15 protein-coding genes are annotated in these 13,019 nt (G+C 63.5%); 9 read left to right on the top strand and 6 right to left on the bottom strand.

Annotation, left to right across the window (positions count from 1 at the left end):
- Positions 1 to 63 precede the first annotated feature (63 nt).
- Positions 64 to 516: a GatB/YqeY domain-containing protein gene (locus tag AAHM44_RS10200; RefSeq protein WP_342249905.1), complete on the bottom strand. Its 453-nt coding sequence runs from the start codon at positions 514 to 516 to the stop codon at positions 64 to 66.
- Positions 517 to 643: 127 nt separating this feature from the next.
- Here AAHM44_RS10200 and carA point away from each other — a divergent pair, with 127 nt between their 5' ends.
- The 5 genes from carA (at position 644) to AAHM44_RS10175 (ending at position 6,960) form a co-directional block, all read left to right on the top strand.
- Entirely contained in the window at positions 644 to 1,813 is a 1,170-nt protein-coding gene (gene carA / locus AAHM44_RS10195; protein ID WP_342249904.1) for a glutamine-hydrolyzing carbamoyl-phosphate synthase small subunit, read from the top strand.
- Positions 1,813 to 2,187 carry a hypothetical protein gene (locus AAHM44_RS10190; protein WP_342249903.1) on the top strand — a complete coding sequence of 125 codons (375 nt, stop codon included), beginning with the start codon at positions 1,813 to 1,815 and terminating at the stop codon, positions 2,185 to 2,187. Before carA ends, AAHM44_RS10190 begins: the two co-directional genes overlap by 1 nt.
- A 105-nt stretch (positions 2,188 to 2,292) precedes the next feature.
- The gene (carB, locus tag AAHM44_RS10185; RefSeq protein ID WP_342249902.1) at positions 2,293 to 5,622 is read left to right on the top strand and encodes a carbamoyl-phosphate synthase large subunit; all 3,330 of its coding nucleotides are present in this window, start codon (positions 2,293 to 2,295) and stop codon (positions 5,620 to 5,622) included.
- A 202-nt stretch (positions 5,623 to 5,824) separates the two neighbouring features.
- On the top strand, positions 5,825 to 6,301 hold the full coding sequence (gene greA / locus AAHM44_RS10180; protein ID WP_184166329.1) for a transcription elongation factor GreA: 477 nt from the start codon (positions 5,825 to 5,827) through the stop codon (positions 6,299 to 6,301).
- A 2-nt stretch (positions 6,302 to 6,303) separates the two neighbouring features.
- On the top strand, positions 6,304 to 6,960 hold the full coding sequence (locus AAHM44_RS10175) for a rhomboid family intramembrane serine protease (RefSeq protein ID WP_269575282.1): 657 nt from the start codon (positions 6,304 to 6,306) through the stop codon (positions 6,958 to 6,960).
- A gap of 45 nt (positions 6,961 to 7,005) precedes the next feature.
- Here AAHM44_RS10175 and AAHM44_RS10170 read toward each other — a convergent pair whose 3' ends face one another.
- From AAHM44_RS10170 to AAHM44_RS10150, 5 genes are all read right to left on the bottom strand, one after another.
- On the bottom strand, positions 7,006 to 7,224 hold the full coding sequence (locus AAHM44_RS10170; RefSeq protein ID WP_269575283.1) for a DUF4170 domain-containing protein: 219 nt from the start codon (positions 7,222 to 7,224) through the stop codon (positions 7,006 to 7,008).
- A 61-nt stretch (positions 7,225 to 7,285) separates the two neighbouring features.
- The gene (locus AAHM44_RS10165) at positions 7,286 to 7,606 is read right to left on the bottom strand and encodes a hypothetical protein (RefSeq protein ID WP_184166322.1); all 321 of its coding nucleotides are present in this window, start codon (positions 7,604 to 7,606) and stop codon (positions 7,286 to 7,288) included.
- A complete protein-coding gene (locus tag AAHM44_RS10160; RefSeq protein WP_184166320.1) occupies positions 7,606 to 7,941 on the bottom strand; it encodes a DUF3618 domain-containing protein in 336 nt (111 codons plus the stop codon). Before AAHM44_RS10160 ends, AAHM44_RS10165 begins: the two co-directional genes overlap by 1 nt.
- The gene (locus tag AAHM44_RS10155) at positions 7,938 to 8,306 is read right to left on the bottom strand and encodes a phage holin family protein (RefSeq protein WP_342249901.1); all 369 of its coding nucleotides are present in this window, start codon (positions 8,304 to 8,306) and stop codon (positions 7,938 to 7,940) included. The genes AAHM44_RS10160 and AAHM44_RS10155 overlap by 4 nt, the downstream gene beginning before the upstream one ends.
- Positions 8,307 to 8,321: 15 nt before the next feature.
- Positions 8,322 to 8,795, bottom strand: a complete 474-nt coding sequence (locus tag AAHM44_RS10150; protein WP_269575285.1) for a hypothetical protein — start codon at positions 8,793 to 8,795, stop codon at positions 8,322 to 8,324.
- A 116-nt stretch (positions 8,796 to 8,911) separates the two neighbouring features.
- Between AAHM44_RS10150 and eno the strand changes: the two genes are divergently transcribed.
- The 4 genes from eno (at position 8,912) to AAHM44_RS10130 (ending at position 12,817) form a co-directional block, all read left to right on the top strand.
- Entirely contained in the window at positions 8,912 to 10,189 is a 1,278-nt protein-coding gene (gene eno / locus AAHM44_RS10145; RefSeq protein ID WP_184166311.1) for a phosphopyruvate hydratase, read from the top strand.
- A 266-nt stretch (positions 10,190 to 10,455) separates the two neighbouring features.
- Positions 10,456 to 10,944 carry an FRG domain-containing protein gene (locus AAHM44_RS10140; RefSeq protein ID WP_342249900.1) on the top strand — a complete coding sequence of 163 codons (489 nt, stop codon included), beginning with the start codon at positions 10,456 to 10,458 and terminating at the stop codon, positions 10,942 to 10,944.
- Between the two features lie 293 nt (positions 10,945 to 11,237).
- Entirely contained in the window at positions 11,238 to 12,353 is a 1,116-nt protein-coding gene (locus AAHM44_RS10135) for a DUF262 domain-containing protein (protein ID WP_342249899.1), read from the top strand.
- A gap of 116 nt (positions 12,354 to 12,469) precedes the next feature.
- Positions 12,470 to 12,817, top strand: coding sequence for an FtsB family cell division protein (locus tag AAHM44_RS10130; RefSeq protein WP_269575288.1), 348 nt, complete (start codon positions 12,470 to 12,472; stop codon positions 12,815 to 12,817).
- Positions 12,818 to 13,019 lie beyond the last annotated feature (202 nt).

Below are 13,019 nucleotides of genomic sequence, written 5' to 3'. Positions count from 1 at the left end.
ATGCGCCCCGCCGCCCCAACCCGCAAGCCGGGCGGGGTGTGGATAATGTGGGCTACCTCGCCCTCAGCTCAGCGCCGCCTTCACCAGCCCGCTCGCCTTGCTCATGTCGAGCGTCGTCGCGTGGCGCGCCTTGAGCTCGGCCATCACCCGGCCCATGTCCTTCATGCCGGCAGCACCCAGCTCGGCCTTGATCGCCTCGATCGCCGCCGTCGTCTCCGCATCGCTCATCTGGGCGGGCAGGAAGCGCTCGATCACCGCGACCTCGGCCTTCTCGTTGTCGGCCAGCTCCTGACGGCCGCCCTTCTCGAACATCTCGATCGATTCGCGGCGCTGCTTGACCATCTTCTGCAGCACCTCGATCACCAGCGCGTCGTCGTCCATCTGGACCGACTTGGTGCGCTCCTCGATGTCGCGGTTCTTGATCGCGCTCTGGATCAGGCTGATGGCACCGCGGGTCTCCTTGTCGCCGGCCTTCATTGCGGTGATCTGGGCGGCCTTGATATCGTCTCGGATCATTTCATCTCTCGTGAATCGGAATTTGAACCCGCAATAGACCCGCGAACCGGTTGACGCGAGGGGGGTAGGGGTCTAGCGGGCGGCACTTAGCGACATTGCTGCACCTCAAATGGAGAGCCACCCCTCAATGGCCGACGCCACGCCTACGCCCATGCCTGCCGGAGCTACCGGTGTTCTGGTTTTGGAGTCGGGGGACGTGATCTGGGGCCGTGGCTTTGGCGCCGAAGGCCAGGCCGTCGGCGAAGTGTGCTTCCACACCGCGATGACCGGCTATCAGGAAATCATGACTGATCCGTCGTTCGCGGGCCAGATCATCAACTTCACCTTCCCGCACATCGGCAATGTCGGCGCGAACCCCGACGATATCGAGGCCGACGATCCCCATGCGCTGGGCATGATCGTGCGCGAGGACGTGACCGAGCCGAGCAACTTCCGTTCGACCGAGCATCTCGATGCCTGGATGAAGAAGCATGCCCGCATCGGCCTGTCGGGCATCGACACCCGCGCGCTGACTCGCCGCATCCGCCTCGCCGGCGCGCCCAACGGCGTGATCGCGCATTCGGCCGAGGGCAAGTTCGACATTCCGCTGCTGCTCGAGATGGCGCGCGCCTGGCCGGGCCTTGAGGGCATGGACCTGGCGATCACGGTGACCGCCGAGACCCATTATGGCTGGGAAGGCGGCGTCTGGCGCCTCGGCTTCGGCTATGGCGAAGGCGGCCAGGAGGACACGCGTCCGCATGTCGTCGCGCTCGACTATGGCTCGAAGCGCAACATCTTCCGCAATCTGGTTCAGGCCGGCGCCAAGGTGACCGTGCTGCCGGCACAGGCGACCTATGAGCAGATCATGGCGTTCAACCCGGACGGCTTCTTCCTGTCGAACGGCCCGGGCGATCCCGCCGCGACCGGCGAATATGCCGTGCCGGTGATCCGCCAGCTGCTCGAGACGGGCAAGCCGCTGTTCGGCATCTGCCTCGGCCACCAGCTGCTCGGCCTCGCCGTGGGCGCCGAGACCACCAAGATGTTCCAGGGCCATCGCGGCGCCAACCATCCGGTCAAGCGGCTGGAAGACGGTGCGGTGGAGATCACCAGCATGAACCACGGCTTCGCGGTCGAGCGCGAGACGCTTCCCGAGAACGCCCGCGAGACGCATGTGTCGCTGTTCGACGGCTCCAACGCCGGCATCGAGCTGACCGATCGCCCTGCGTTCAGCGTGCAGTATCACCCCGAGGCCAGCCCGGGTCCGCAGGACAGCCTGTATCTGTTCGAGCGGTTCATCGGGATGATCCGGGCGGCGTGATGGTGGGGAAAGCCCTCACCTCGGCCGATCGGTTCTTCATGGAGGCAGTCGACAGCGTCCCCGACGCTGCCGGACAGCGCGTGGATCTCACCACGCTCGCCAGCGAAGAAGGCTTTGGCGAGGCCGAGGCGAGCGCCAGGGCATGGGAAGCGGCGGGCTATGGCCGGCATGAGCGCGAGACCGGCGCCGGGCGCCTGTTCTTCGCCTTTTCCGAGGCCGGCTATGCCAAGGCGCGCAACCAGGCCGACCGCATGCACCAGTCGGTCGTCCGGCGCTGGCACATGCCGACCATAGACGGCGCCTCGGGCTGGCTGGCCGGCGGCGTGTTCGTGGTCGCGCTGCTCTACAGCCTGATGATGTTTTTCTGGGGATGAGCTTGGACAGGGCTCTCCACTTCCACCATCACGACGCTTCGGCGCCGTGGTGTCCGCAGGGCAGCATCGCTGCGCTTCCGATCCGATCGTTCTTGAAGGCCTGACATGCCAAAACGCACCGACATCTCCTCCATCCTCGTCATCGGCGCAGGCCCGATCGTGATCGGCCAGGCATGCGAGTTCGATTATTCGGGCACGCAGGCGATCAAGGCGCTCAAGGAAGAGGGCTATCGCATCGTCCTGGTCAATTCGAACCCGGCGACGATCATGACCGATCCCGAGCTGGCCGATGCGACCTATGTCGAGCCGATCACCCCGGCGATCGTCGCCAAGATCATCGAGAAGGAGCGCCCCGATGCGGTGCTCCCCACGATGGGCGGCCAGACCGCGCTCAACACCGCGCTCGCCCTCGCCAATGACGGCACGCTGGAGAAGTTCGGCTGCATCATGATCGGCGCCGACGCCGAGGCGATCGACAAGGCCGAGGACCGGCTGAAGTTCAAGGACGCGATGACCAAGATCGGGCTCGAAAGCGCCCGCAGCCATATCGCGCATACCGAGGCCGAGGCGCTGGCCGGGCTTGAGCATGTCGGCCTGCCGGCGATCATCCGCCCCAGCTTCACCATGGGCGGTTCGGGTGGCGGCATCGCGTACAATCGCGAGGAATTCATCAACATCGTGCGGACGGGCCTCGACCTGTCGCCGACGACCGAGGTGCTGATCGAGGAATCGCTCCTCGGTTGGAAGGAATATGAGATGGAGGTTGTCCGCGATCGCAAGGACAACGCCATCATCGTGTGCAGCATCGAGAATGTCGATGCGATGGGCACGCACACCGGTGACTCGATCACCGTCGCCCCGGCGCTGACGCTGACGGACAAGGAATACCAGATCATGCGCAATGCATCGATCGCGGTTCTCCGGGAAATCGGCGTGGAAACCGGCGGTTCGAACGTGCAGTTCGCAGTGAATCCGAAGGACGGCCGCCTGATCGTCATCGAGATGAACCCGCGCGTGTCGCGTTCCTCGGCGCTGGCTTCCAAGGCCACCGGCTTCCCGATCGCCAAGGTCGCGGCCAAGCTGGCGGTGGGCTACACGCTCGACGAGATCGACAACGACATCACCGGGGCCACCCCGGCGTCGTTCGAGCCGACGATCGATTATATCGTCACCAAGATCCCGCGCTTCGCCTTCGAGAAGTTCAAGGGCGCCGAGGCGACCCTCGGCACCGCGATGAAGTCGGTCGGCGAGGTCATGGCGATCGGCCGCAACATCCACGAATCGATGCAGAAGGCGCTGCGCGGCCTCGAGACCGGCCTGAGCGGCTTCAACAATGTCGACAAGCTGGCCGGTGCGCCGCGCGTCGAGATCGAGGCGGCGCTCGCCGTGCGCTCGCCTGACCGGCTGCTGATCGCCGCCCAGGCACTGCGCGAGGGCTTCACCGTGCGCGAAGTCTGCGCGATCGGTCAGTACGACCCCTGGTTCATGGAGCGCCTCGCCGAGATCATCGCTGCGGAAACGCAGGTGATGGAAGAGGGGCTGCCGCAGGACGCGGCGGGCATGCGCCGCCTCAAGGCGATGGGTTTCAGCGACAAGCGCCTGGCGTTCCTCGCGCTCAAGTCGGCGAACCTGCGCGCGGGTACCGAAGCCATGGCGAAGTCGTCGGGCCTGATCGGCGAGGTCGTCAAGGCGATGACCGGCGGCGTGAACGAGAATGACGTGCGCGCGCACCGCCACAAGCTGGGCGTGCGCCCGGTGTTCAAGCGGATCGACACCTGCGCGGCCGAGTTCGAGGCGAAGACGCCGTACATGTACTCGACCTATGAAGCGCCGAGCTTCGGCGAGCCCGAGAACGAGGCGGCGCCGAGCGACCGCAAGAAGATCGTGATCCTGGGCGGCGGTCCCAACCGCATCGGGCAGGGCATCGAGTTCGACTATTGCTGCTGCCATGCCTGCTTCGCGCTGGCGGACGCGGGCTATGAGACGATCATGGTCAACTGCAACCCGGAGACGGTGAGCACCGACTATGACACCTCGGACCGCCTCTATTTCGAGCCGCTGACCGCCGAGGACGTGCTGGAGATCCTGCATGTCGAGAAGTCGAAGGGCGAACTGGTCGGCGTGATCGTCCAGTTCGGCGGCCAGACCCCGCTCAACCTCGCCAAGGCGCTGGAAGATGCCGGCATCCCGATCCTCGGCACTTCGCCCGACGCGATCGACCTGGCCGAGGACCGCGAGCGCTTCGCCGACCTGGTCGAGAAGCTCGGCCTCAAGCAGCCGGCCAATGGCCTGGCCCGCACCCGTGACGAAGCGGTGAAGATCGCCGAGCGGATCGGCTATCCGGTGCTGATGCGCCCGAGCTACGTGCTCGGCGGCCGCGCGATGGAGATCGTCGACTCCACCCAGCAGCTCGACGACTATATCCAGACCGCGGTGCAGGTCTCGGGCGATAGCCCGGTTCTGATCGACCAGTATCTGCGTGACGCCGTCGAGGTGGACGTGGATGCGATCGCCGACGGCACCGATGTGGTCGTCGCCGGCGTGCTCCAGCATATCGAGGAAGCCGGCGTCCATTCGGGCGACAGCGCCTGCTCGATCCCGCCCTACAGCCTGCCGGCCGAGATCATCGCCGAGATCGAGCGCCAGACCGATGCGCTGGCGCGCGCGCTCAAGGTCAAGGGCCTGATGAACATCCAGTTCGCGGTGAAGGACGGCGAGGTCTACCTGATCGAGGTGAACCCGCGTGCCTCGCGCACCGTGCCGTTCGTCGCCAAGGCGATCGGCGCGCCGGTGGCGAAGATCGCGAGCCGCGTGATGGCGGGCGAGAAGCTGGCCGATCTGCCGAAGATCGATCGCGACATCGACTATATCGCGGTCAAGGAAGCCGTCTTCCCGTTCAACAAGTTCCCCGGCGTCGATCCGGTGCTGAGCCCCGAGATGAAGTCGACCGGCGAAGTGATGGGCATCGACCTCGATTTCGCGACCAGCTTCGCCAAGGCGCAGCTGGGGGCGGGGACCGTGCTGCCGAGCTCGGGCCGCCTGTTCGTCAGCGTGAAGGATACCGACAAGCCGGTGATCCTGCCGGGCGTGCAGCTGCTCGCCGGGATGGGCTTCACCATCGTCGCCACCGGCGGCACCGCGGACTATCTCGAGGCCGAGGGCATCGCGGTGGAGCGGGTCAACAAGGTCGCGCAGGGCCGCCCGCATATCGTCGATCGTATCCTCGACGGCGATATCGCGCTGATCTTCAACACCACCGAAGGCTGGCAGTCGCTCAAGGACTCGTCGGACATCCGCCGCTCGGCGCTCAACCTCAAGATCCCGTACTTCACCACGGCGCAGGCAAGTGTCGCGGCGGCGCGGGCGATCGAGGCGCTGTCGAAGCACAGCCTGGACGTGCGGCCGCTGCAGGACTTCTACGCCTCGCGCGGCTGATCGATAATGCTGCTCCCCGGCAGGGGCTGGGGAGCATTATTATCGCAGCTTCCACAGCGACGTAACTTTCCTAGCCTTGCAGTGCGGCAACGGCAGGCTTATTATTCGCGTTCGCACAATTGATCTCCCCCCATCAGTATCCATGTGCGGGCGTCTCCGAAGGGGGCGCTTGTGGGACGGGGCGTTTTGAAGGACTTGGTGGATGGCGACGGTCGATAAGATGCCGATGCTTCAGGAAGGCTATGAGAAGCTGACCGCGGAGCTGAAGCGCCTCAAAATCGAGCGCCCGCTGATCGTGGATGCGATCGAGGAGGCGCGCGCACATGGCGATCTCTCGGAAAACGCCGAATATCATGCCGCCAAGGAGCAGCAGGGCCAGAACGAGGCCACGATTGCCGATATCGAAGGCAAGCTGAGCCGCGCCCAGATCATCGATCCGAAGGAGCTTTCGGGCGACAAGGTCGTGTTCGGCGCGACGGTGACCTTGCTCGACGAGGACGACAAGCCGCTCAAGTACCAGATCGTCGGCGAGACCGAGGCGGATGTGAACAAGGGCCGCATCTCGTACAACTCGCCGATCGGCCGCGCGCTGATCGGGCGCAAGGTGGACGAGGAAGTCGAGGTCTCGGTGCCCGCCGGCGACCGCTATTATCTGGTGTCCAAGATCGAATTCATCTGAGCGTGAAGTTTCGTGACTTCCCCGCGACGATCCTGATTTCGGCGATCACGGCGCTGGTTGGCGCCGTGATCCTGATCACCGGCAATCTGCAGGAAGCCGCGGTGCTCGGCGGGTTCATCCCGGCGCGGGCCGGGGCGGAGCTGTTCACCCCGGGCACGCCGGCGGTGCCCGCGATCCTCACGCCGCTGACGACGCTGTTCATCCATGTCAGCGCGCTGCAGATCTTCTTCAACGTGCTGATCCTGGTGATCACCGGGCAGAAGACCGAGCAGGTGATCGGCTGGCCGCAGTTCCTGCTGCTCTACGTCATCGGCGCCTTCGCGTCGGCCGGGGTCTATTATCTGCTGACGCCGGATGCGCTGTGGCCGCTGCTCGGCATGAACGGCGCGGTGTCGGCGGTGCTGGGTGCCTATGCGCTGCTCTACGGACAGCCGCGCACCCGGGCGGTCGGTCCATTCTCCGCAAGGACGGTCCACGTGGCCTGGCTCGCCGCGGCCTGGGCGGTAATCTCGATTTTGACCGGTTTACTCCAGCCCACGCCCCAGGGCGTCCCGCTCTTCGAATCCCTGTCCTGGAGCGCCGCGGCCCCCATAGGCGGATTCCTGGCAGGCCTGGCAGCCGCGCGGCCGCTGTTCATGTGGCATTGGCGTAAAGCCTGAACCGCTATCCCCACCGCATGGCGGGGACAGCGGTCCGGAAAGGGCTCAGGCCTCCAGATCGGGCTCGAGCAGGCGGTGGAGATGGACCACCACATAACGCATCTCGGCATCGTCCACCGTGCGCTGCGCCGCGCTGCGCCAGGCATTTTCGGCACTGGCATAATCGGGATAGATGCCGACCACGTCCAGCTTCGAGGGATCGACGAAATCAAGCGTCATCGGGTCGGTCACGCGACCGCCGAAGACGAGGTGCAGTTTGCTCATTGGGCCTCCGAAAAACACTTTATGGTTTTATAGAGGCCCTTAGGAAGCAGGCGCGCCGGCCTCAAGCCTTTTGCGCTGCATCCCTGGCTGCATCCAGCACATTCCCGAACAGCGCACCGACGCGATTTTTTGCCTCGTCGCGGCCGGGGAGGAGGGATTCGATCTCTGCCCGTCCGGCTTCCTTGACCGCGGCAACCGTGCCCGTAACCCTGCCTGCGAGCTGCTTTCCGGTGGCATCGAGCAGCTCGCGCTCCTTCTGCGAGCGCGGCACCAGCATGCCGATCACCACGCCGAGCGCGATGCCGCCGGCGACCAGCGCATAGGGATTGGACGCAAGGCTCTCGCCGGCGCCCTGCTTCTCGTTCGCGGGATTGGTGCTCATCACGAGGATCCTTCTTTCTTGCCTTTACGCTTCAAACCCGTGGCCGGGTCGCGAGTTTCATGCCTTTTCGCCAGGATGTCGCCGATCCAGCCGCGCGCCATCACCAGCCCGATCGTCGCCACTACGCCCGCCGCGGCCAGAGGACGGCTGCGCACCGCCTCGGCACCCTTGCGCGCCACGCTGGCGACGCCCTGCGCCGCGCTCTCCACCGCGTCCTGCGCCAGGTTCGACGGGCTCAGCCGTGACTGGACCTGGCCGAGCGTGCCGAACAAAGCCGCCCGGGCCTCCGCGATCCGAGCCCGCGCCGCCTCGACATCATGCGGGTTCTCGCTCACGGCTTTTCCTTGAAGATACGCTTCACATGCGTCCAGGCGAGCCAGCCCATCAGGCCCGAGATCGCCAGGAACAGGCTCACCACGATCAGCGTCGCGAAGCCGGGCCCGACCAGCGGCGCCAGCGTGAGGACCAGCCCCATCACCAGCGCCACCGCGGCGGCGAAGGCCAACGCGATCGCCACCGCGCCCATCCACAGCATCGAGCGCGCATCGCGCAGCTTCGAGCGGAGCAGGGTGCGATAGAAGCCGATCTCGGCATCGGCATAGGCGCGGCCATTATCGACGAGCTGCTGGAGCAACTCGCCGATGCTGGGCTCGGCCGCCGGCGCACCGGCTGGCGGCAGTTCAGGCTTTGGTTCGTCCACCCCCCGTCAGGCCCCTCAGGCCTTGTCGGACGGGGTTTCGGGCGCGTCGCCGGCGTCGGACGCCGCATCGATGCCCGACTTGATGATCCGCGCGAGCACGAAGCCCAGGCCCGCCGCGACGCCGACCGCCACCGCAGGGCTCTTGCGGACGAACGCCGTCACGTCGTCGATCAGGTCATCGACTTCCTTGCCGCGCAGATTGTCGGCGAAGCCGGCGATGCCGTCCGCCGCCGAGCGCGCGTACTTGCCGTATTGCTCGCCGAGTCGTGCATCGACGTCGGCCGCGGCCGACTGCATCATCTTGGCGACCTCATCGAGCGCGCCGGTAGCCTTTTCCTTGCCTTCGCCGGCAAAGGCGCGTGCGCGCTCCGCCGCCTGGGTGCCGAGTTCATTCGCCTTTTCGCGGATCGTATCGCTGGCGTTGCGCTTTGCCTCGGCGGTGGTTTCCGCCGCGCCTTCGATCACTTCGCCCGTCGTTTCGTCAGCCATGCCAAAAACCCTCCATGCCTTTTGCGAAACAACAACGGCCACGTTTGCGAGTTCCATCCGGAGCCGTTAGAGGCCGCGTCGCGCCCTCATTACCCCATATCTAGGGAGACCGTTTCGTGACCGCAATCATCGACGTCCATGCTCGCCAAATCCTCGACAGCCGGGGCAACCCCACCGTCGAAGTCGACGTGATGCTGGAGGACGGCAGCTTCGGCCGCGCCGCAGTTCCCTCGGGCGCCTCGACCGGCGCGCACGAAGCCGTGGAACTGCGCGACGGCGACAAGTCGCGCTGGCTCGGCAAGGGTGTCGACAAGGCAGTCGAGAACGTCAACGGCGAGATCTTCGAGGAAGTCGTCGGCATGGAAGCCGAGGACCAGGCCGATCTCGACACCGCGATGATCGAGCTGGACGGCACCGAGAACAAGGGCCGCCTGGGCGCCAACGCCATCCTGGGCGTTAGCCTTGCCGCCGCCAAGGCCGCTGCCGACGCGCGCGGCCTGCCGCTCTATCGCTATGTCGGCGGCGTCAACGCGCACGTGCTGCCGGTGCCGATGATGAACATCATCAATGGCGGCGAGCATGCCGACAACCCGATCGACTTCCAGGAATTCATGATCGTGCCGGTGGGCGCGGAGAACATCGTCGAGGCGGTGCGCTGCGGCTCGGAAATCTTCCACACGCTCAAGAAGAAGCTGCATGAGAAGGGCCTGGCCACCGGCGTGGGCGACGAGGGCGGCTTCGCGCCGAACATCGCCAGCACCACCGAGGCGCTGGACTTCATCATGAGCTCGATCGAAGCCGCCGGCTACAAGCCGGGCGACGACGTGATGCTCGCGCTCGACTGCGCCGCCACCGAATATTTCAAGGACGGCGCCTACAAGATGGTAGGCGAGGGCAAGACCTTCTCGTCGCTCGAGAATGCCGACTTCCTCGCCGGGCTGGCCGCCAAGTACCCGATCTTCTCGATCGAGGACGGCATGGCCGAGGACGACTGGGAAGGCTGGAAGGCACTGACCGAGAAGCTGGGCGGCAAGGTCCAGCTGGTGGGCGACGACCTGTTCGTGACCAACCCGAAGCGCCTCGCGCGCGGCATCGAGGGCGGCTACGCCAACTCGCTGCTGGTGAAGGTCAACCAGATCGGCACGTTGACCGAGACGCTGGAAGCGGTGAGCCTGGCGCAGCGCTCGTCCTACACCGCGGTGATGTCGCACCGCTCGGGCGAGACCGAGGACGCGACGATCGCCGACCTGGCGGTCGCCACCAACTGCGGCCAGATCAAGACGGGCTCGCTGGCGCGCTCGGACCGGCTTGCCAAGTACAACCAGCTGATCCGCATCGAGGAAGAGCTGGGCGATGCCGCGGTGTATGCCGGGCGGAGCGTGCTGAAGAAGTAAGCTTTGGTTCTGCCCCTCCTGCCTTCGGGCGGGAGGGGTATAAGGCGAAATCTCAGGATGAGCCTGTCTTCCCTAGGGGGCTTTGTCCGTCACTTGAGTAGCGGCCAAAAAATGCCTAAAAAACTAGGAAATCTGAGCAATGCATTTCCGGGTGGCCGCTCTCTCCTTGTGGTAAATTCGTCCACGGAAAAATGGACAATTTTTCAACGTTAGCTTGCGTCCCTCAAGACGTATCTTCATTCTCCCATCAGGGGGAGTGATTGTGAATGCCGATCATCAGTAGTCAAGTTGACGGGCTGGACGGCCTCATGACGGCAGTCTTGGGGGTTGCAAGGTCCATCGGGGATGATGCTCTACTATGGTATCGGGGGCATTCCCTGAAGTCTCACAAGTTGCTACCCGGCATTCTTCGTGCTGGGCGTACTCCTCAAGAAGTTTTCGATCGCGAAAAGAGGCTCCTAACTCGATTCCGGCAGAGGAGCCTTCCTTTCTGGCCGGCGGGCTATCCGCAAAACGACTGGGAGCATCTCTTCGCGATGCAGCACTACGGTGTTCCCACGCGCCTTCTAGATTGGTCTGAGAACCTTTTTATCTCCGTTCACTTCGCCCTCGTTGGAGCTGGTGGCACGGATGAGCCGCCGGTAATTTGGTGTCTCGATCCCATCGGCTGGAATAGAGCCGCACCCGTGCTTTCCGAATTTGGCAATGCTATTCAAGTACTCACAACCACCGATGACGAATCGGACAGTTATTGACCTGAAACCAACAAGCGTCGGTCAAAAACACCGGTAGCGATTTTCGGTACTCATAACTCCAATCGAATAGTGGCGCAGCGAGGGACCTTCGTTGTCTGGGGTGAAGACCTTCGTCCTATGGAAGATTTTGCTGGCGAGAGCAAAAACACGATGTGGCGTTTCGAGTTGCTGGGCGATCGTGGAAAATTGCGAGGTGAGCTCAATACCCTCGGATTTGGTGAGACAATGGTATTTCCAGAGCTCGGTTCGCTTGCGACCGAACTGAGTAGAGTGGAAGGTTGGAGGGCAATCGCATGAGCGATCAAACCTTAGAAAATGAGATCGCCAAGGCGCGGCACGCGATCGCATCGGATGGATACCCGATGAGCATCGGTGAGCTAACCAATTTGTACCGCGAGGACGAGCTAGTTATTCGACCGGAATTCCAACGATTCTTCCGTTGGACCGCTACTCAGAAGTCCCGCTTGGTGGAGAGTCTTCTGCTCGGCATCCCGTTGCCTTCGGTTTTTGTGGCCCAAACCGAGAGCGGTGTCTGGGAGGTCGTAGATGGATTGCAGCGCCTTTCGACCATTCTGGAATTGCAAGGTGAACTGAAAGACTCAAACGGAGCTCGAAAGCCGCAAGCTGTGCTTGAGGGAACAAAGTATCTTCCCAGCCTGCAGGGTAAGGTTTGGGACTCCGGGGATCAAGATTCATCCCTGAGTGAAGCTCAGCGACTAGATATTAAACGAACAAAAATTGATATAAAAATTATTAAAAGAGAATCGTCCCCTCAGGCGAAGTTTGACTTATTTCAAAGATTAAACAGCTATGGATCTCAGTTAAACTCACAGGAGATGCGCTCGGCGTTGCTTGTGGCGGTTTCTTCTGAATTCTTTGCGGATATTGAGCGCCTTGCTTCGTTTGAGCCGTTTAGGAGCTGCGTCCAGCTTTCTGAAAAGCAAATCGAGGAACGCTATGATCTGGAGCTCGTTACACGATTCCTAGTGCTTCATGACTGGTCTTCTGAGCGTCTAACTCTCACGGCATTGCGTGATCTGCCTCAAGTGCTGGATGATGCATCGATAGCTATGGCGACGGGTTATCCTGACACCCTAACCCAAGCCGCAGCAGCATTTCGCGCTACGTTTGAACACATTGCTCAACATGGCGATGAAAATATTTTTCGTAGGTGGGACGAGGGGCGGCGCGAATTCCGTGGGTCTTTCCTTTTGTCGGCGTACGAAATATTTGCGCTGGGCGTGGGGTATAATCTTCACCACGGCAAATCGGTCCGAAGTGATCTTTTGGAAGCCGCACGTGAACTTTGGCATTTGCCAGCAATGCGGTCGGGTTACTCGACCGGTAGATCTACCGAGTCTCGATTGGTTGAGTTTCTTCCTTTGGGAAGGGAAATCACGGCCGCTTAGGGCGCCTGCCCAGTTTCGCAGATGATGGTTCTATAGTTGGATAACAAGAACTCGGACGCCCCCTCCGCACCAATACGGGCCTTGCGCCCGGGGCGTGGTTAAGCGAAAAACACCATATGCGATCGCGTGCTGCTTCTCCGTTCCAGACCCTTTTGCGCCGGGCCGGGCTGCCGGCGGTGACGCTGATCGCTATCGGCTTTTTCGGCTATAACGCCGTGCTCGGGCCCACCGGCGTGATGCAGACCAAGCTGACCAAGGCTGAGTTTGAGCAGAAGCAGGCCGATTATGCCGCGCTCGACAAGCAGCGCGCCGCGCTGAAGAACCGCGTCGAGCTGCTCGACCAGAAGCGCGGGGTCGATCCCGACTTGGCCGATGAGCTGGCGCGCAAGCAGCTCAATGTCGTGCGGCCGGACGAGGTGGTGATCCCGCTGCAGAAGCATGGGGCGGGGACTACCGGGCGGTAGTCTTTTTTATTCCCCTCCCTGCAAAGGGAGGGGCTAGGGGTGGGTTAGAACAAGGCCGGGCTCGATGCCCGGCCTTTTCTTTTTCCGATGCCGTCTCGCCGGGGGCCCCCCGGAAGTCCGGGGGCGGGGGGGGGGGGCCCCCCCCCCCCCCCCCCCCCCGCGGGGGGGGGGGGGGGGGGGGGGGGGGGGGGGCGCGGGGGGC

Source organism: Sphingomonas sp. OTU376 (assembly GCF_038440415.1).
Lineage (GTDB): Bacteria > Pseudomonadota > Alphaproteobacteria > Sphingomonadales > Sphingomonadaceae > Sphingomonas > Sphingomonas kyeonggiensis_A.
The sequence above is the reverse complement of the archived record's forward strand: the minus strand, read 5'-3'. Positions and strand labels throughout refer to the sequence as shown.